Genomic DNA, 17,893 nt, shown 5'->3' with positions numbered 1-17,893 from the left:
CTCAACGGCTGGACCTACATCATGAGCAACTTCCAGCATGCCGGCGACTGGGGCAGCCAGCATACGCAGGCGCTCAGGGACACGCTCGATCCGCTTGTGCGCGTGAATTACAGGGATCGCTTCGGCGCGTCGGTCGGCTATCTGACAGCAGACCCGACATCGATCAGGCTGGTGTGACGGCAAGGCTCGCAGAGATCCTCGCAAGTCTCATTGTGGGGAAATTGATGGCGCGTTGATCCGATACGAAAAGCACGGTTCGCGAGCCGTTCATCGCCCCCTCTCTGGAGGGGGTTTTTTATTGGAGCCGGGAGGCAAGGTTGTGTGTTCGCAAGACACTCTTCGAACTGTGACATAGCCCTGCATTCAGGCAACTGCGTGGTGATAGTCAGCGACTACGGGGCGGATTGCCAGCCAGATAGCCGGCTTCGACGAGCCACGCGAACAGCGCGTTGATGATCACCATCGCCTGGTACTGGCTACTCGGCCGGAGCGTCCTGTAGAACGGCCGCCAGCGCGGATCATGGCGCGGGTATTTGCGCCCGCCGTCGGCGACCCAGCGCGCGTGCGGCAACGGGTCTTTCAGGAATTGCCGGAAGAGTTGCAGGTCTTCGTGCGTGAGCGACGACAGCGGCTTGCCCAGTTGCACGATCGCCCATAGCAGCAGCCGTTCGGCTTCCTTGCGGTAATTCTCGAAGGTGGCCTTTTTGTCGGCGACCCGCGCGAGCCATGCGCGGACCGCATTCAGGTCGTCGTGGGCGGCGATCTGTGAATGCCCGCGAGCCCGGTTGCTGCCATCGCGGCCGTCGAGATCGGCGGACAGTTCAAGCGCATCGAGGGGCGTCCTGTCCGACGAAACCCGCCTCTCGGCTGAAATCGACCGCCTGAAAGGCGAATTCCCGAAGACCCGCGAGCTGTACCGCGAAGTCTGCGCGCTACTGTTCTTCCGCTTCGGGATCGCGCCGACCGCGAACCGGCTTTACCAGTTAGTGAAGCGCGGCAGCATGAGCACGCCGACCCAGGTGCTCGGTGAATTCTGGGCCGAACTGCGCGAAAAGAGCCGGGTGCGCATCGAACACCCCGACCTGCCCGCCGATCTGGGGCAGGCCGCCGGCGAACTGGTCGCGGCGCTCTGGACCCGCGCAACCGCCTCTGCCGAAGCCGCGCTCGACGCGCTGCGCGACGAGGTCGAGGCGCAACGGTCGGTCGTTGCTGCCCGCGACGAACTGGGTCGCGTCGAGACCGCGCTCGAACAGCGCACGGCGACGCTCCTTGCCGCGCAGGTCGAGGTGCGCGAACTGGAAAAGGCGCAGACCGAGGGCCACGCGGCGCGGCAGGCGTGCGAGGCCGAGGTCGTCCGGCTCAAGGCCGAGGCGCTCGTGCGCGACCGTGAACTGGACAAGGTGCGCGAAGGTTTCTCGCGGGATCTCGAGAAGCTGCGCGAGAGCGCGGAACGCGCCGAGGAGCGCCTGCGAGCATCGGAAAAGCGCGCGCTGCTGGAGATCGACCGCGAGTGGGGTGCGGCCGCGAAGCTGCGGAAGGACCTCGATGCCGCGGTGAAGCGGGCCGACAGTCGCGGGGCGGACCATCACCGGGCGGTCGAGGCGCTGCAGGCGCGGCTCGGGGACGTGCGTCGCCAGGCGGGCGTGCTGCAGGGACGGCTCGATGCCGTGCTGGCCACGAACGTCACGATGCAGCAACAGCTGGCGGCACTGCGGCAGGCGGATACACGCGACGCCCGCCCAGCCCGTGCGAAGTCCGCCTCCACCCCGGCGCGCCCGGTGGCGACACGCCCTTCACGCGCGCCGCGCGTCACGCCCGCGCCAGCCAGCAAGACCGTAGTGCACCGCAAGCGGGGAAAGAGGGATGGAAAATAGAACCCGCCCGCGCAAGAGACGGAAGGCCCCGGTCTGTCCGCCGATCGGCGCGCTGTTGCGCTATGGCGAGCGGACCGTGCGCGTGATCGCCGAAGCGAGCGGCCAGCGCGTGATCATCGAGTCGGTGCACGAAGACGGAAGCACCTTCCGCAGCACGGTGAAGTGGGCTAATCTGGCCGCTCTTCACGATCAGCTCTTCTGAGCGGGATGAACATGCAGCAGCCCACCATTCAGCAGCTCGACATTTTCGCCGACAGCCGTGATGTCATGTTGCGTAACGACGTGCTGGAGCCGCTGCAGCGGCGCGATGCGGTGGCGGCGCGAACGGCACTGGAGCTGCTCGCCGGCGAATATCCGGACGATGGCGCGCTCCCAGCGATGAGCGTGCTGGTTCGTGAGCTGGAACGCGGATCGCCCACGCCCTTTTCTGATCACGAGACGCTGGCCAGCGCACGCCGGCATCTCGAGGACGAGGTCGTACCTGCCGCCCGGCGGGTGCTGCCCGCGCAGAATGTTCAGTCGTGGCTCACGCCGTGCTGGCGAGCGCTTGCTCAGCGGGCTGAATCGCTACCGTTTCGTACCGCCGACGCAGACAGTCACGCCGTGCCGCTGTGGCTTTTGGCGGGCGACGGGGCGGCTGCGATTGAAGCAGTCGAAGCCATTGAGTCCTGGTCGCGCATCCCGGCACCGCTTGCGTGGATGACCGAGGCACGCTACCGGGCGGCCGGCCTGGATGCGGCGTGGCCGCTGCTCGCGCAACTGGCGTGGCTGGCGCCGGCGAGGTTCGTGGCGTTGTTGCCCACCTTGGGTGATGCTTCGCTGGACGCGCTGCGCCGGCGCTTCGATGCCGAATTCCCTGGCACCGGCGAGGTCGACGACTATTCCTGGTTCCCGGCATGGCTACTGTTGGTGAAGCCGGCGCTCGCCGGCAGGTTAGGTGAGGTGCGCGTGCAGCGTGACCAGGCGGCATCGCGCGCGACGGCCCTGCTCGGAGAGATCCGGCGCCGGGAGCACGAAGGCGACCAGCATGAACTCATCGGGCTGCGCCAGGAGCTCAGCCGGTTGCATGCGGGCCTGTTCGACACCTACATGGCGACACGGAAAGTGCAGCACCGTTGATCGGTGAGCGAGGCCGCGAATGGTCACATCGGGCAGTCGTCCTGCAATCATTCGCGAGATGCGACCCGGGGGCGGACGGTTCGCCCGGGCGAGGAGACGGCCGCGAGGCCGAACAGGTATCCGTAATTGTCTCCGCACTGCGGAGACAATTCGGACGCTCGCCGGCGCAAGCCCCGGTGACGGGTTTGAAGACAGATTGGGCCGTCCGCGGGCAGTTTTAACGCGGCGGTTGCCGCACACCTGAGCATGAAAGTATGAACGACCTTATGCCTTCCTCCTTGCTTGACGAAGTCCGACAGCTGATCGATTCGGCGCGCGAACGGGCCGCCGTTGCGATCAATGCAGAACTGACACTGCTGTACTGGCAGGTGGGGCATCGTATTGAGGCAGAGGTATTGCGGGGCGCCCGCGCGGAGTACGGGCAACAGGTGATCGGATCGTTGGCGCGTCAGCTTACCGCCGAATACGGGCGCGGCTGGAGCGACAAGCAGTTGCGCCACTGCATGCGTCTTGCGGAGGTTTTTGCCGACGAAGCGATTGTCTCCGCAGTGCGGAGAGAATTGAGCTGGACGCACCTGAAGACGCTGATCTACATCGACGACCCGGTGAAGCCTTAAGCATTCCCTCTTCGCTTCCCGCCTTTCGCGCGACATTTCGGCGCTCTCGGGTGACGCGGCCTGTGGCGCAACGGCCCTCGAATGGAGACTTGTCGTTGAGAGTTGTAAAGCGGATGAGGCACTACGCGGGCAGACGAATGAAAGCTCTCCGCAATAGACTGTACTTCCCAATCCTGATCTTTGCGACGGCAATGCCGCACCAATCCATGCCCCCATTCTTTGATCGCTGTGTGCGTCTCGTTGTCGGCGCAACGCTCTCTGTTTCACTTGCCGCCTGCCACCATGAAGAGCCGTGGAAGCTCACGGACGTCCAGGGGCATTTGCCCGATCTGGATTTCGCGCTGACCTCCGACGCCGGCAAGCAGATTAGCCAGGCGAACCTGGCAGGCGATGTCACACTCGTCTACTTCGGCTACACGCATTGCCCGGACGTATGCCCGGAGACGCTGGCCAAACTGGCCCAAGTGACGCATCAACTGGGCGGCGCCGCACAGCATGTGAAGGTCCTGTTCGTGAGTGTCGACCCGGCGCGGGACACGCCCGCAGTGATGCATGCGTATGTCGATGCGTTTGACGCAAAGCACGACGTCGGCCTGACCGGTTCCGACAGCGCGATCAAGGAGCTCGCGCAACGCTATCGCGTCGCGTACCAGGCTGACAAGCCCCGCGCGAACGGTGGATACGAGGTAACCCATAGCTCGGCGATCTACATATTCGATGCGAAAGGGCACGCGCGCCTGATCGGTGCGGACGACGATCCGGTCGACGCATTTGTGCACGATCTGCGTCAATTGGCCGACGAGACCTGACGACAGGCGCCCGCGACGGTGCTGAAGAGGCCGCGAACGAGCCCGCGCACCCACGGTGTTTTCAACAGATAGAGTCGGACGTACGTCGGAGATTCCGGCCAGATTCGCCCGGAGGAGCGCTTGTTGTCGCCGCCCGAAGTTCCACGCATACCACCGCGTTCAGCTGGTCAATAACCGGCTACGACCAGAATCCCTATGCACGCTCAACGCAAGGTTTCCTGGCATACAAGTGTGTGGCGCCGGTAGCATCGTGGATCACGCCACCGCTTGAGCAGGCTGGACCTCGACCGTGACATGGGACAACCCCTTAAAGCGCTGGAGCACCGCATGATGCCATCTTCGAAGATGGAAACGGCAAACACACCGGACGGAGCGAAGATCTTCTGCGCCTCGTCTTCGTAACCATGCCCGTGATGGTCGCCGAGCAGCCACGCGCTCGGCAGGTTGACCAACAGGCCTACCACCGCGATGGGAATCGCTTCGCCGAAATGAATCGATACTGGCGGCAGAAAGCGCGACACAGCCTCGTACCCAATCAGCACTGCGATCATGGCAAGTACGATGGCACTCGTGAAGCCCGCGAGATCGCCAAGCTTGCCAGTACCGAAAACGAAGCGGGGGTCGGCAGCATGCTTACGCGCGTATGTGTACGCGAGGGCTGCAATCAGCATTGCTCCAGCGTGCGTCGACATGTGCAGACCGTCTGCAACAAGCGCCAGTGAGCCGAACATATTGCCGCCGATGATTTCAATCAGCGTCATCGCGCTGCACAGCGCAATGACCGCCCAGGTCCTGCGCTCGTTCTGCTCGTGAGCCGCGCCCAGAAAGATGTGGTCGTGTCCTGCGCCGAACGCCGAGTCTTTGAAATCACTCATGTGCTGCTCTACTTGAAATAGCTGTGAACGACTTCGATGAGCTGGTCAGTCGCGCTGCCGGCCGGCTCTTTGTGGATTTCGGCATCGACGAGATGCGTGCGGATATGCTCCTCGAGCACTACCGCCAGCAGGCCATTCATCGCGCCGCGACAACTGGTTATCTGCTGCAGGACGTCGATGTATCCACGCTCTTCCTCAAGCGCCCGCTCGATGGCTTCCACTTGCCCCTTGATGCGGCGGACCCGGTTGAGAAGCTTCTGTTTCTCACGAATGGTGTGGCTCATGAATGACCTCCGATATACCGCAGGAGAAGCAGGCATACGTTTTCCTGACGTGATCGGCTGCTTCTGGCCGGACACAGCATCGTGTGATAAGAATATGCGCCGCGTGCTTCAGATGCTGCGAGCGACGCTACGCGAACCCGTCGCGGCCGTTCGAGCTGGCTCCGATCGAAGGGCTACCTAGAAGGTGCAGCCGACATCGCTCGGTTGCGGATAGCTAATCGCCCAATTCGACCCTTCGTACATAGCCTTTTCGTCGCGCCTGGGTCCCGGCCACGTTAATGTGTCGAGAACCATCGGTCGACTTCGATATCCCGATGGCCCCTGGCAGGAGACGGGCAACCGTGGTATTTCCGTGCATGCGGCGGTGCGTCATCTATTGGCGACGCGACTCTTTGGAATGCAAAAATGCAGGCATCCGAGTTGACCGACGACCAGGTCGCGGAACCGGTAGAGATGTTCCGGCAGATCGGCGATCCGACCCGCCTGAAAATAATTGCAGCATGCCTTCGCGTGCCGATGTGCGTTTCCTACATCGCGGCAAGATATGGCCTGGCGCAAACGCTCGTCAGCCGTCACCTGCGGCTTTTGCGAGCAGCCCGGGGGCTGCGCGCCGATCGGTGCGGAAAACAGATTTTCTGTGTAGCAACTGACGAGCACGTAAAGCGTGTCATCAGCGACATGGCTGAACACGAGTGTGAGTATCCGCCGTCCGAATTTGATGAGCCAACGAAGGAGGAATGACGCGTTTTGCAGCTGACCTGCAAGGCAAGCCCCGATATTTTCCGGCTATCGAACCCACCGCGCCGGTTAATTAAAGCACAGACGCGTTTGCTTCATCGGGGGCATGGCATCATCTAGACGGAAACAAAGGGCGTTGACTTCGGCGTGCGCAAGGAGGATCGCTTTAACATCTGGCCGGATTAACCGTTGCCCATTGGGGGCACGCCGCGAAGCCCACGTCATGCGTTCACTATCACGTGAGTCGAGGAGCACTGCTATGAGCACCTGCAACGAACCGCATCATGCCCATCATGACCATCAGCATGGTCCGAACTGCGGACACACTGCGATCAGGCATGGCGATCATACTGACTATCTGCACGATGGTCACCTGCACCATCCCCATGGCGATCACGTGGACGAACACCGGCTGGAGGTGAGCGCAAAAAATCCGGATCAATGTACTTCCAACTGCGGCGGTCATGAGCCGGGACATGTCCACGGGCCGGGATGCGGCCACGATGCAGTACCGCATGGCGATCACGTCGACTACCTGGTCAACGGCCACCTGCACCATCCGCACGGCGATCATTGCGACGACCACGGCCCGGTTGAGCTCGCCTGAGTGCCCGGCGCCAGGCAGGCGAAGTACCTCAATACGATTGAGTATGCCTGGTGCCAGGTTACTGCCCGGGTGGACACACCTTACTGCGTCCACTCAGGGAACGGGTCGGTAAATTTGTGCCACTCGACTTCATCACGGGCCAGTTCGTCCTCGCTTAGCAGGCAGGCATCAAAGGACGCGCGCAAGGCTGCCTCGTCCATTCCGGTGCCGATCAGGACCAGTTCCTGTTGACGATCCCCGAAACGCTCATGCCAGCGGCTTCGGAGGATAGCCTGTGCTTCGGGCTCCTGCGGCCAGGCGTGCCTGGGCACGGCCGCCCACCAGGTCCCGGCGCGTCCGTGACGCGAGACCGCGCCGGCTTGCGACCATTCGCCGACCGCATGGTTGCGCGAGGCCAGCCAGAAGTACCCCTTCGAGCGCACGACGCCCGGCCACTCGCTCTGAATCCAGGCGAAGAAACGCTGCGGATGAAACGGACGGCGCGCGCGGTAGACGAAGCTGGTGATGCCATATTGTTCGCTTTCGGGAATGTGTTCGCCGCGCATCTCCTTGAGCCACCCGGGCGCTTGCGCAGCGGCTTCGAAGTCGAACAGGCCGGTATCGAGAACCTGCCCGATCGGCACCTGGCCAAAGCGGCTTTCGACGATCTTCGCGCGGGCGTTCAGCACCCGCAGCACGCCTTTTAGCAACTCCAACTCGCTTGCGCTCACAAGGTCCGTCTTGTTCAGCACGATCACGTCGCAGAACTCGATCTGCTCGGTCAGCAGATCGACCACGGTGCGGCGGTCTTCCCCGCCCATCGTTTCGCCGCGATCCGCCAGGAGGTCGTGGGAACCGTAGTCGCGCACAAAGTTATAGGCGTCGACGACCGTCACCATCGTGTCCAGGCGAGAGATATCCGAGAGGCTGTGACCTTGTTCGTCGCGAAACGTGAAGGTTTCCGCCACCGGCAAGGGCTCGGATATGCCCGTGGATTCGATCAGCAGATAGTCGAAGCGCTTCTCCCGCGCGAGCCGCTGGATCTCGATCAGCAGATCCTCGCGCAATGTGCAGCAAATGCAACCGTTGCTCATTTCGACGAGCTTTTCGTCGATGTGCGAGAGCTGGCTGCCGCCGTCACGAATCAGCTGAGCGTCGATGTTGACTTCCGACATATCGTTCACGATTACGGCCACCCGCTTGCCTTCGCGGTTATTCAGGACGTGGTTCAGGAGCGAGGTCTTGCCCGCGCCGAGAAAGCCGGACAGTACGGTGACGGGGAGCTTGTGCATGGGAAAAGTGGAGCCTCAAACGTGGTGAAGAAGATCGCATGAATCGACACGGCCAGCCTGCTGGCCGAGGCGGGTGCGCGGCAAGCAGGCGCGATCCTTCGTGTCAGTTCTGCAGGACTTCGCGAACCATACAGTTGTCGAGGCCCGCCTTGAAGAGATCATGTGGCAACTGTTTGCCGATGAAAACAATCCGGGTTTCGCGCGTTTCATTCGCGCCCCAGGACTTACCGATATCCGCGCCAAAAATCATATGTACGCCCTGGAACACTGCGCGACGGTCGTCACCCGCCAGGTTCAGCACACCCTTGTAGCGCAGCATCGCGGCACCATAGATCGCAACCGTGGCGCTGAAGAACGCCTCGAGCTTGTCCCGATCCAGAGGCGCAGTAGTGCGGTAGACGAAGGACGTCACATCGTCGTCATGCTCGTGCGAAACGTCTTCAAGGAAATCGGGCTCGATGTCGACAATGGCATCCAGACTGAAGCTGCGGATGTCGAGCAGTTGCTTCAGGTCCGTCTCGCCAAAATGTGCCGGCCTGATCGTCGCGCGCGGGTTCATCTGCCGCAACCGGCGCATCAGTTGCTGCGCCTGCTCGTCGCCAACGAGGTCCACCTTGGATACGAGGATACGGTCCGCGAATCCGACCTGCTCCTGCGCTTCGTGATGTTCGTCGAGCTGCTCGCCGCCATGCCGTGCGTCGACCACCGTCACGATGGCGTCGAGCAGGTATTTCTCCTGCACGACATCGTCAACAAAGAACGTTTGCGCGACGGGCGCCGGATCGGCAAGTCCCGTTGTCTCGATGATGACCCGCTCGAACGCGAGTTCTCCTGTCTCCCGTCGCGCGGCGAGCGTCGAAAGAATGCGCACCAGGTCGCCACGCACCGTACAACAGATACAGCCGTTGTTCATTTCGACAATCTGCTCGTTACCGTCCTGCACCAGCAATTCGTTGTCGATGCCCGCTTCGCCGAACTCGTTTTCGATGACCGCAACGCGTCCGCCGTGATGCTCGGTCAGGATGCGGTTGAGCAAGGTCGTTTTTCCGGCGCCGAGGAAGCCGGTCAGGATGGTCGTCGGGATACGCTGGAAGCCGGTTGCATCTTGCATTGCATTCTCCTGTGAGCGGCACGCGCTCAAGCATGTTCGCCCGTCGAGGTGCCCGGGCGCTGAGCAAATGGTTACGGTCGAGATGCCCCCATGCGGTGACAGCCCGCTTCGCTGATGCCACGCTCCGGGACGGCCAGTCTGCCTGCCGGGAACGCTGGACACCATATGTGTTATGTTATAACGTATCTTATCCTATCGGATTGTTATTTTTCGTGCCAGGAACGCCAATGAAAAAAATCGCCGCCAGGCTTTGCAACTCCGTTCAGCACCGCGCATCCTGGAGTGCAGGACAGCCAGACCGGTTTGTTTGGCGCGCCGCACTAAAGCCCATCGGTAGCCTTTCGGCTGCATTGGTACTGTTTGCCGTGCATCAGGGAAGCGCCATGGCGGCATCAGCAGCGGCTGGCGTAATCAACGCCATCGGTGTCGAAAACGAGTACGCCGACGTCATCGCCCAGATCGGCGGCAAGTACGTTCAGGTGAGCGCGATCGAAACGGATCCCAATACGGATCCACACGCCTTCGAGGTCAACCCGAAGGTGGCAGCGCAGCTTGCTTCCGCCGATCTGATCGTCAAGAACGGCGTGGGATACGACGCCTGGGCCGACAAGATCATCGCAGCCGCGCCCAACAACAAACGCAAGGTCATTGACGCCCAACACCTGCTCGGCCTGCCCGACAGCACGCCGAACCCGCATCTCTGGTACGACCCGAAAACCATGCCGGCGGTTGCGAAGGCAGTGGCAGCGGACCTTTCCGCATTGAACCCCGCGCAGGCAGCCTACTTTCAAGCCAACGTGAAGAAGTTCGACGCATCACTCAAGCCCTGGCTGGCTGCAATTGCATCGTTCAAGGCGCACTACGCGCAAACGCCTGTCGCGGTGACGGAGCCGGTCGCCAACTACATGCTCGAAGCGGTCCGCACCGATATCGCCACACCCTTCAGCCTGCAGGCGGCGATCATGAACGGCACCGATCCCTCTGCGCAGGACGTGACGAAACAGAACAGCCTGTTCACGGACCGCAAGGTCAAGGTGTTCGTCTACAACCAGCAGGTCACGGATGCGCTCACACAGTCGTTCCTCAATCTGGCCAGGAAAAATGGTATTCCGGTGGTCGGCGTCTACGAGACCATGCCAACCCCCGGCTTTACTTACCAGTCGTGGATGCTGGCGGAAGTCAATGCGCTGGAAAAGGCAGTGGCTTCCAAAGTGTCCACCGAAACCTTGCAGGCTGTGCAGTGAGCGGCATGTGCCCTGGCAACGAGGTCCTTGCGGTCGACCGGGTGAGCGTCTCTTTCCCGGGGCACAGCGTGCTACATGAGGTGAGTTTCAGTCTGGAAGCGGGAGAGTTCTGCGGCCTTATCGGTTCGAACGGTTCGGGCAAGACCACGCTGCTGCGTACGATCCTCGGCTTCCAGGTAGCGAGTGCAGGTAGCATCAGGATCAATGGTGCGCGCAGCCTGACCTCGGTGGGTTACGTCCCGCAGAAGATCGCGCTCGACCCCTACCTCCCGATGCGTGCGCGGGATCTGGTGTCGCTCGGCCTCGAGGGCCACAGGCTCGGCTTGCCGTTACCGTCGAAAAAACGCCGCGAGGCGCTCGACGGGATGCTCAAAGCCGTGGATGCAGAGCCTTTCGCGGACCAGCGCATCGGGGAACTGTCCGGAGGCCAGCAGCAGCGGGTACTGATCGCACACGCTCTGGTTCGCCGTCCGCGGCTGCTGTTGCTGGACGAACCTCTGGCCAACCTCGACATGCGCAGCGTCGCCGAAATTGTCGCGCTGTTGCGCCGCCTGAGCGTCGAGCACGGGCTTGCGGTCCTGCTTTCGGCGCATGACATGAATCCCTTGCTGCCGGTGATGGACCGGATCGTCTACCTCGCCAATGGCCACGCAGCGAGCGGGGCGACGGACGAAGTGGTGCGTACCGAGGTCCTGAGCAGACTGTACGGCTATCACATCGATGTCGTCCGCGTGCACGGCCGCGTGCTGGTGATTGCCGCCGGCACCGAGGCCGAAATGCTTGCCGCCGTTCGGCGAGACCCCGCCCACATTGTGCAGGTTCCCTGATTCAAGATGGATTCCCTGCTCACCCTCATCTTTGAACCGGGCTTCTTTAGCAGCGAACCGGTGCATACCGCGATGGTAGTCGGCGGCGGCGCCGCAGTCGTGTCCGGCGTAATTGGCGTATTCACCGTCATGAGGAGCCAGTCCTTCGCCGGCCACGCGCTGGCCGATGTCAGCAGCGCGGGCGGTGCTGCGTCGTTCCTGCTCGGCATCAACCCGTTGCTGGGATTTCTCATCATGGCGGTCATGGCAGCGGGCGGCATGGAACTGGTGCGGGTGCGCCGCGCCCGTGAGCGCGATCTTGTGACCGGCGTCGTGCTGGGCGCGGGGCTTGGCCTTGCCGCGCTGTTTCTTTACCTCGACGTGACATCGAAAAGCACGACTGGAGCGGCGATCACCGTCATGTTCGGATCAATGTTCGCCATTCCGGCATCGATCATTCCGCTCGCACTGGCGGTGGGCACGGGGGCGTTGATTGCCGCGGGCGTGCTTTATCGTCCCTTGCTGCTCAGCTCCGTTGACCCAGAGCTGGCTGCGGTCATGGGCGTGCGGGTACGGACGGTCGGACTCCTGCACCTGCTGGTATTGGCGCTGGCCGTTTCCCTATCAGCTATTACGGTCGGCGCCATCCTCTCGACCGCACTCCTGATAGGTCCGGCGGCGATCGCGTTGAGGGCGGCAAAGCGGCCAGGCTGGGCCACGGGTCTGTCCGCGTTAATCGGCCTGGGCACGACCTGGGGTGGCATCCTCCTCGCGTACGACAGCTACTACTGGACACCCGGGCACGGCTGGCCAGTGAGCTTCTTCGTGGTGACGCTTATCTTCGCCCTGTATGTCATCACAGGTCGCGCCGGAACTGCACGGAAGCCCCCAACGGGCGCGCGGATCGCCCTGAACGCCCGTGAACCGGGTGAGGCCTGACCATGTTCTCCAGCTTCATGACCAACACGTGGATCGTGGCGAGCATCGTGGCAGCGGTCGCCGGATTCATCGGTTTCTTCGTGGTGATTCGAGGCGCCTCGTTCGCCGCGCACGCCTTGCCGCTCGGCACCTTTCCGGGTGCTGCAGCAGCAAGCCTGCTCGGTATCAATCCGCTCTTCGGCCTGATCGTCTTCGCTGGTCTCGGCGTGATCGGAATCAGTTGGCTGAGCCGGCGCGGAAGACACGAAGTCGCAACCGCCCTGTGCCTCGTCACGCTGCTAGGCTTCGGGGCGCTGTTCCTGAGCATGACGAGCGGGTATTCACAAGCGGTCTATGCCCTTCTCTTCGGCGAAGTACTGGGCGTGAGCAACACCGATCTCGCGCCGGTTGCCGCGATCAGCGGGTTCTCGATTGCGGTTGCGGTTGTGCTCTTCCGGCCACTCCTGCTCAGTTCGGTATCGCCCGATCTGGCGAAGGCGAGAGGCGTATCGAGCCGCGCGATGGAACTTGCGTTCATGAGCATCCTGGCGCTTGCGACGGCAATGGCGCTCCCGGTAGTGGGCGCGCTGCTAGTGTTCAGCCTGATGATTGGACCCGCGGCTGCGGCCCGCTCGCTGACTGACCGGCCGATTCTTGCGATATGCGTGTCGGTTGGAATTTCGCTCGTCACGGTGTGGACATCGATCGCCCTCTCCTATGTCTCCAACTGGCCAGTCGGTTTCTTCGTTGGCATGCTTGGGGCCGCCTGTTACGGAGTGGGGCAGGTGTGGACCCGGGCACGAGCCTTCGCGCGCCACCACGACGAACGGCCGGCCTCGGAGGCACCAGTCGGCTCACTGACGGGACCGCCAACCGGCGTGAAGCCGAGCGCATGAGACTTGGCCTCAATCGCGGCAAGCGACGTGCGGTCCTCGTCGAATGTGAGGGTCAGGCTTTCCTGGCCGTAGCTAACGTTGATGTCGGACACGCCTGGCAGCCGCTTCATCGCGTTCTTGATCTTCAATGCACAAGACGCGCAGTCCGTGCCCCCGATGTGCAGTTTCAGCGGCAGAGAAGAGTTCACCGTTTCGACCTCGACACGTTTCATCACGGTGACTACGATAGACCCTGTAGCTACTACAAAGGTCAAGTAGATGGATGAATCCGCCACGCTTTCGATCGGCCAGCTCGCCCGCGCGACGGGTACAAAGGTCGAAACGATCCGCTTCTACGAAAAGAGCGGCCTGCTGCCCGCGCCAGCCAGGACGGAAGGAAATTACCGCACGTACACAAGCGCGCATCTCGGCCGTGTGAGCTTCATCCGTCGCGCGCGAGACCTCGGTTTTTCGCTTGACCAGGTGCGCGAACTGCTCGAACTTGCCGACGACCGCACGCAGCCGTGCGTCGCGATCGACGCAATTGCGTCCGCGCACCGAGCTGAAATTGAACGGAAGATTCTCGACCTGCAGGCGCTGAAAGCGGAACTCGACAGCCTGATTGATCAGTGCAGCTGCAGCACGATAGCGGAGTGCCGGATCGTCGAGTCGCTGTCGCCCGCCGGGTGATTAATACGTTCACAACCCAGATCCTTCGCGCAGCGACGATGTATCTACAACCCGACTGCCAAACGATTGCTGTTTGAAGCTCCGCAAATGACCGCGTACACGATTTCCTCGCAACGCTGGCCGATCGCGATGGGAAACTACCGAGAGGAGCGGGTCCGACAACGTCGGGCCATGACAGATGGAACTGGGTTCATGTCACACACGGAGCAAGTAAGAGTGTCCATGTAGCCAGTGACTGAAGCCGATTCGACGTATTACTCGACGTCACTGTTGCGAGGAACGTACGAGCAGCGAGAACTTGTATAGCGCTACCCCATTCCGTCGATGAGATGGGGTGGTGCGGTGACCGCTGCATGGGACATTCTCGTCGAACTGCCGGAATGCTTTTGTAGTAGGGCCCTGGCCGGCAACTTACCGTCTGCCTTTCCGCGCTGAGCGCGAAAACTGCACAGTTACGGGAATATTCAAGCGAACGCTGGAGGCTCGATGCTTCGAGCAAACCGGTCGGCGAGCGCAAGCTGAATGGCCATCACACTACCTGGCGACGGCGTCCAGATAATGTCGGGCCGCACGCATGACGTGCCGCTCGGCGAGCAGCGCGGCAAGCGCCGCATCTCCAGACTGCACCGCGCGCAGAATTGCAGCGTGCTCTTCCCAGGTCAGCCGGATTTCGTCTTCCGTCGCGTTCATGAAAAGCCTGCGCGAGCGGTCCCGTAGCGTCCGCATCAGGTCGGCCAGCATGGTATTGGCGCCGGCTGCGTAGAGGAGATCGTGGAACCGGGCATTGAGGTCGAGCAGTTTTGCCGTGTCTCCGGAGGCCAGCTGCGCGTTGCCTTCGGCAAGCACTTCGGCCACCTTGTCGGCCAGTTCCGGCGTGCAATGCTCGGCTGCCAGCCGTGCGTTCAGACCTTCGAGCGTGGCTCGGATCTGGACCATCTCGCGAGCCGAAGCCGGGTCGAGAGAGGCGACTACGGCGCCATGCCGCGGCCGTACATCGACAAGACCCTCGGCAGCGAGCGCACGCAGCGCTTCGCGAACGGGAACGCGGGAGACGTTGAGTTCCTCCGCCAGCCGGCCTTCGATCAGGCGTGCGCCCGGCGCGTAGGCGCCCGACGTGATGGAGTCCCGGATTCGCGCAGTGACCAGTTCGGACAGCTGGCGGTGAAGGATGGGATTGGAGTTGGACGGCTCGCGCTGATCTGTCGCCGCTGTTGCTGGACTATCCGACTGTACGTTCATTGTGGTTCCACACTCGTCAATTCAGGCCAATGGCCCGACCCTGCAAGCTTGGACGGATTCTAACGTATTCGCGGTATTTCGTAGACAATGCACCGGCGCGCACGTTGATATGCCGCAGCGCTTGAAGCATGCGAGAGCCGGCTCAACGAATGGATACCCGGCCAGCGCGCGCCGGCCGGGCACGTGACGCCTAGCCGGCGCGTGCGCCGCCGGCGGCCATCCGGCCCAGCAGCGGGACGAGCACGGCGGCCGCGAAACAGGTGAGCGCGCCGGTGACCGCAGGACTGACGCCCGGCACCTGAGCCATCCACTCATACAGTGCCGCGCTGACCGACGGGTCCGCCATCAGCAGTTCGCCCGCAATCCAGCCGAGCAGCGCCGCGCCAATGTATACCAGGGACGGAACGCGATCGAGCAACGTCAGAATGAGCCGGCTGCCGAATGCGATGACCGGAGCGCCTATCGCTAGGCCGACGAAGACGATCACGAGCCGCGATCCTTCGGGAAGCGGCTGGGCCACGGCGGCGGTTGCCAGCGCGTTGTCGAGGCTCATCGCCAGATCGGCCCAGACGATCGCCATCACCGCCCGCCACAATGCCGCCGACGGATTGACCGAAGGTTCGTCCGCGGCAGGCCGAACGAGCTGAGTGCCGATCCAGATCAACAGCGCAGCCGCGATCACGTGCATGAACGGAATCGCCAGCAGCTTGCCGATGACGCCGATCAGCACGATACGCAACAGAATGCCCAGAGTGGTGCCCAGCAGGATCCCGAGACGCTGCTGCCGCGGCGGCAGCGAGCGGCAGGCCATCGCGATGGCGATCGCGTTGTCGCCGCCCAGCAGGACGTTGACGAAGACGATCTGCAACGCGGCCCAGCCTTCCTGCGCGAGCGGCGCAGGAATCAGTGAATACGTCATGTTCGGCCATCCGTTCAGCTGATCGCCACCGCGACGAGCGTGGCCGCGACGAGCCCGCAGACCACCGGCACGAACAGGGCTCGGACCGCATCCAGAACCGGCACGCGCGCGAAGCCCGTGACCGCGATCAGCGACGACCACGCGACCAGCGTGCCGCCGCCCGTCCACACCGCGCCCATCTGCCCGATCGCGGCCAGCGTGGCAGCCGGCATGTGCACCATCGGCGCGAGCGCGCCGGACAGCGAGCCGGTCAACGGAAGGCCGGCAAAACCGGAGCCGTCGATGCCGGTGATCATGCCCGTCACCAGCACGCCGAGCGACACGAGGATCGGGCTGTGCGGAATGAACTGGCTGCAGGCCTGAACCAGTTCGAACAGCAGCGACGGAACATGCGCGCCGGACTCGATGCCGAGAATCGGACCGGCGGTACTGCTGTCGCCGACGAAAAAGAAGCCGGCGATCGGCAGCACCGCGCCCATCGCCTTGAACGCGAACACGAAGCCGTCGATGATGTGCCCGGCCGTGCGGTCGAGAAAGCCTTTGCGGCCGTACGAGAGCGTCGTGAGCATCATCAGCACCGCGGCCATGCCGCCGATCAGCGAAGCCGCGTCGCCGCCGCGAATGACGGACGCGCCGACGAGCTGCGGCCGCGTCATGATGACCACCACCGCGAGGAAGGTGAGCGGCGTGACGATGGAGAACACCCGCGACCACATATCCCGCCGTTGCATTGGCACCGCGCTGCTCATGGCCGGCAGCGTCAGCGCCGCCGCGCCGCCGCCGGACATCGCGGGCAAGCCGTCTTCGGCGTCGGCATGCGTGCCGTTCGTGCCGCGCGCGAGTTCCGCTTTGGCGAAGCTGCCCTGATGGGCTGCCGGCTGATTGACCGGATCGATCTCGCCCGAGGATTCCCATTCCACCAGATTGCGCGCGCCGGGCGTCTTCACGTTCTTGCGCACCGTGAAGTACCAGCACAGTCCGAGCGCGACCGCGCCGGCCACCACGGACAGCAGAAGCGCCATATTGGCGACCGCCTGCATGTCGGCGCCCGCGGCCTTCGCGCTGATGCCGGGCGCGACCTTGATCACGTAGTCCGACGACAAGGCCATGCCCTGGCCGGCGACGGCAATGGCGACAGCCGCGCCGAGCGGCGAAAGGCCCGCGTAGATAGCGGCTGGAATGAGGATCGCGCCGACCAGCGGCACGGCCGGCGTCGGCCAGAAGAACAGCGAAATCAGATAGGTGATCAGCGCGAGGATCAGGAAGGCCACGTGGCCGTTGACCATGATCTTCCTGAAGGGGCGCACCATTCGCACGTCGGCGCCGATTTCGCGCAGTCCGTTGAGCAGCGCGGTCATCAGCGCGATGACGAGGAAGATGTTGAACAGCTCGTGGGCGGCGGTCAGGCTGCCCATGAAGATGGCTTGCAGACCGGTGAGCACCTTGCCCGAAAAGGCAAACGCGACGGCGAAGGTCGCGATGATGGCGGGCACGACGACATTCGCGCGCCAGATCATCGTGGCGACGATGGCTATGACACCAACGAGATAACAGAAATGCGCCGGCGTGAGCGCGGTAAGCGGATGCATGGGGACCTCGGCTCAGATAATGAAGTGTGCGATGAACACGGTTTCCTGGGATGGGCGGATGAGACGGCCCTTCAAGGAGGTCCTGATTCTCTGCAGCGCATTCGACTGCGAATTGCCGGGTGAGGAGGTCAATCCAGGCCCGCGGCGCCAGTCAGACGATTTATACCAGGACATAATTGGCTCAGGAATCGGGGTTCCAGGTTTTCGCTGCGCTCAGGCGGCGAGCCCCAGTTGGGTCAGCGGGATTTCGTTCTCGACGTAGTCGTAGTAGAGGGCGGTGGTGTAGAGCAGGCGCATCTGTGCGCCGA

18 protein-coding genes and 4 pseudogenes are annotated in these 17,893 nt (G+C 62.9%); 12 read left to right on the top strand and 10 right to left on the bottom strand.

All coding sequences use genetic code 11. The features are described from left to right. Positions 1-400 precede the first annotated feature (400 nt). Positions 401-874, bottom strand: a pseudogene (locus HDG37_RS38085) (integrase); the annotation flags it as partial. On the opposite strand from HDG37_RS38085, the gene HDG37_RS38080 reads away from it, so the two are divergent. The 5 genes from HDG37_RS38080 (at position 789) to HDG37_RS38060 (ending at position 4,419) form a co-directional block, all read left to right on the top strand. Beyond that, positions 789-1,874, top strand: a complete 1,086-nt coding sequence (locus HDG37_RS38080) for a DNA-binding protein (protein ID WP_409260284.1) — start codon at positions 789-791, stop codon at positions 1,872-1,874. The pseudogene HDG37_RS38085 and the gene HDG37_RS38080 sit on opposite strands and share 86 nt — an antisense overlap. Then, the gene (locus tag HDG37_RS38075; protein ID WP_184056627.1) at positions 1,864-2,076 is read left to right on the top strand and encodes a hypothetical protein; all 213 of its coding nucleotides are present in this window, start codon (positions 1,864-1,866) and stop codon (positions 2,074-2,076) included. Before HDG37_RS38080 ends, HDG37_RS38075 begins: the two co-directional genes overlap by 11 nt. A 5-nt stretch (positions 2,077-2,081) precedes the next feature. Continuing rightward, positions 2,082-2,993 (top strand): hypothetical protein, encoded by a 912-nt coding sequence (locus HDG37_RS38070; RefSeq protein WP_184056614.1) that lies wholly within the window; start codon positions 2,082-2,084, stop codon positions 2,991-2,993. Positions 2,994-3,247: 254 nt separating this feature from the next. Then, positions 3,248-3,610 (top strand): DUF1016 N-terminal domain-containing protein, encoded by a 363-nt coding sequence (locus tag HDG37_RS38065; RefSeq protein WP_184056612.1) that lies wholly within the window; start codon positions 3,248-3,250, stop codon positions 3,608-3,610. A gap of 206 nt (positions 3,611-3,816) precedes the next feature. Continuing rightward, positions 3,817-4,419: an SCO family protein gene (locus HDG37_RS38060; protein ID WP_184056611.1), complete on the top strand. Its 603-nt coding sequence runs from the start codon at positions 3,817-3,819 to the stop codon at positions 4,417-4,419. Between the two features lie 329 nt (positions 4,420-4,748). Here the strand turns inward: HDG37_RS38060 and dmeF are convergent. Further along, positions 4,749-5,294 (bottom strand): annotated as a pseudogene (gene dmeF, locus HDG37_RS38055) (CDF family Co(II)/Ni(II) efflux transporter DmeF); the annotation flags it as partial. Between the two features lie 8 nt (positions 5,295-5,302). Further along, positions 5,303-5,578: a metal/formaldehyde-sensitive transcriptional repressor gene (locus HDG37_RS38050; protein ID WP_184056610.1), complete on the bottom strand. Its 276-nt coding sequence runs from the start codon at positions 5,576-5,578 to the stop codon at positions 5,303-5,305. A gap of 405 nt (positions 5,579-5,983) precedes the next feature. On the opposite strand from HDG37_RS38050, the gene HDG37_RS38045 reads away from it, so the two are divergent. Next, positions 5,984-6,319 carry a helix-turn-helix transcriptional regulator gene (locus tag HDG37_RS38045; protein ID WP_184056609.1) on the top strand — a complete coding sequence of 112 codons (336 nt, stop codon included), beginning with the start codon at positions 5,984-5,986 and terminating at the stop codon, positions 6,317-6,319. Positions 6,320-6,575: 256 nt separating this feature from the next. Continuing rightward, a complete protein-coding gene (locus tag HDG37_RS38040; RefSeq protein ID WP_184056608.1) occupies positions 6,576-6,923 on the top strand; it encodes a hypothetical protein in 348 nt (115 codons plus the stop codon). Between the two features lie 80 nt (positions 6,924-7,003). Here HDG37_RS38040 and zigA read toward each other — a convergent pair whose 3' ends face one another. Next, positions 7,004-8,194: a zinc metallochaperone GTPase ZigA gene (gene zigA, locus HDG37_RS38035; protein WP_184056607.1), complete on the bottom strand. Its 1,191-nt coding sequence runs from the start codon at positions 8,192-8,194 to the stop codon at positions 7,004-7,006. A 103-nt stretch (positions 8,195-8,297) separates the two neighbouring features. After that, positions 8,298-9,305: a GTP-binding protein gene (locus tag HDG37_RS38030; RefSeq protein WP_184056622.1), complete on the bottom strand. Its 1,008-nt coding sequence runs from the start codon at positions 9,303-9,305 to the stop codon at positions 8,298-8,300. Positions 9,306-9,532: 227 nt separating this feature from the next. Between HDG37_RS38030 and HDG37_RS38025 the strand changes: the two genes are divergently transcribed. Genes HDG37_RS38025 through HDG37_RS38010 form a run of 4 tightly spaced genes read left to right on the top strand, consistent with a single transcriptional unit; the run spans position 9,533 to position 13,169 of the window. After that, positions 9,533-10,549, top strand: a complete 1,017-nt coding sequence (locus HDG37_RS38025) for a metal ABC transporter solute-binding protein, Zn/Mn family (protein ID WP_260335276.1) — start codon at positions 9,533-9,535, stop codon at positions 10,547-10,549. A 5-nt stretch (positions 10,550-10,554) separates the two neighbouring features. After that, positions 10,555-11,376 (top strand): metal ABC transporter ATP-binding protein, encoded by an 822-nt coding sequence (locus HDG37_RS38020; protein ID WP_184056618.1) that lies wholly within the window; start codon positions 10,555-10,557, stop codon positions 11,374-11,376. Between the two features lie 6 nt (positions 11,377-11,382). Further along, the gene (locus HDG37_RS38015) at positions 11,383-12,294 is read left to right on the top strand and encodes a metal ABC transporter permease (protein WP_184056606.1); all 912 of its coding nucleotides are present in this window, start codon (positions 11,383-11,385) and stop codon (positions 12,292-12,294) included. A 2-nt stretch (positions 12,295-12,296) separates the two neighbouring features. Then, a complete protein-coding gene (locus HDG37_RS38010) occupies positions 12,297-13,169 on the top strand; it encodes a metal ABC transporter permease (RefSeq protein WP_260335275.1) in 873 nt (290 codons plus the stop codon). Between the two features lie 44 nt (positions 13,170-13,213). On the opposite strand, the pseudogene HDG37_RS39930 reads toward HDG37_RS38010, so the two are convergent. Further along, positions 13,214-13,279 (bottom strand): annotated as a pseudogene (locus HDG37_RS39930) (hypothetical protein); the annotation flags it as partial. Between the two features lie 148 nt (positions 13,280-13,427). Here HDG37_RS39930 and HDG37_RS38000 point away from each other — a divergent pair. Continuing rightward, positions 13,428-13,838, top strand: a complete 411-nt coding sequence (locus HDG37_RS38000) for a helix-turn-helix domain-containing protein (RefSeq protein ID WP_184056605.1) — start codon at positions 13,428-13,430, stop codon at positions 13,836-13,838. Positions 13,839-14,372: 534 nt separating this feature from the next. On the opposite strand, the gene HDG37_RS37995 is transcribed toward HDG37_RS38000, so the two are convergent. The 4 genes and pseudogenes from HDG37_RS37995 to HDG37_RS37980 form a co-directional block, all read right to left on the bottom strand. After that, positions 14,373-15,077 carry a GntR family transcriptional regulator gene (locus tag HDG37_RS37995; RefSeq protein WP_184056604.1) on the bottom strand — a complete coding sequence of 235 codons (705 nt, stop codon included), beginning with the start codon at positions 15,075-15,077 and terminating at the stop codon, positions 14,373-14,375. Positions 15,078-15,267: 190 nt separating this feature from the next. Beyond that, positions 15,268-15,945 (bottom strand): YjbE family putative metal transport protein, encoded by a 678-nt coding sequence (locus HDG37_RS37990; RefSeq protein WP_260335274.1) that lies wholly within the window; start codon positions 15,943-15,945, stop codon positions 15,268-15,270. A gap of 65 nt (positions 15,946-16,010) precedes the next feature. Beyond that, positions 16,011-17,585, bottom strand: coding sequence for a hypothetical protein (locus HDG37_RS37985; RefSeq protein ID WP_184056602.1), 1,575 nt, complete (start codon positions 17,583-17,585; stop codon positions 16,011-16,013). Between the two features lie 213 nt (positions 17,586-17,798). Continuing rightward, positions 17,799-17,893: pseudogene (locus HDG37_RS37980) on the bottom strand (iron-containing redox enzyme family protein); the annotation flags it as partial.

This window comes from Paraburkholderia sp. MM5384-R2 (assembly GCF_014201025.1).
Taxonomy (GTDB): Bacteria; Pseudomonadota; Gammaproteobacteria; order Burkholderiales; family Burkholderiaceae; genus Paraburkholderia; species Paraburkholderia tuberum.
Note: the sequence above shows the minus strand (reverse complement) of the source record. Positions and strands in the feature narration are given on the sequence as shown.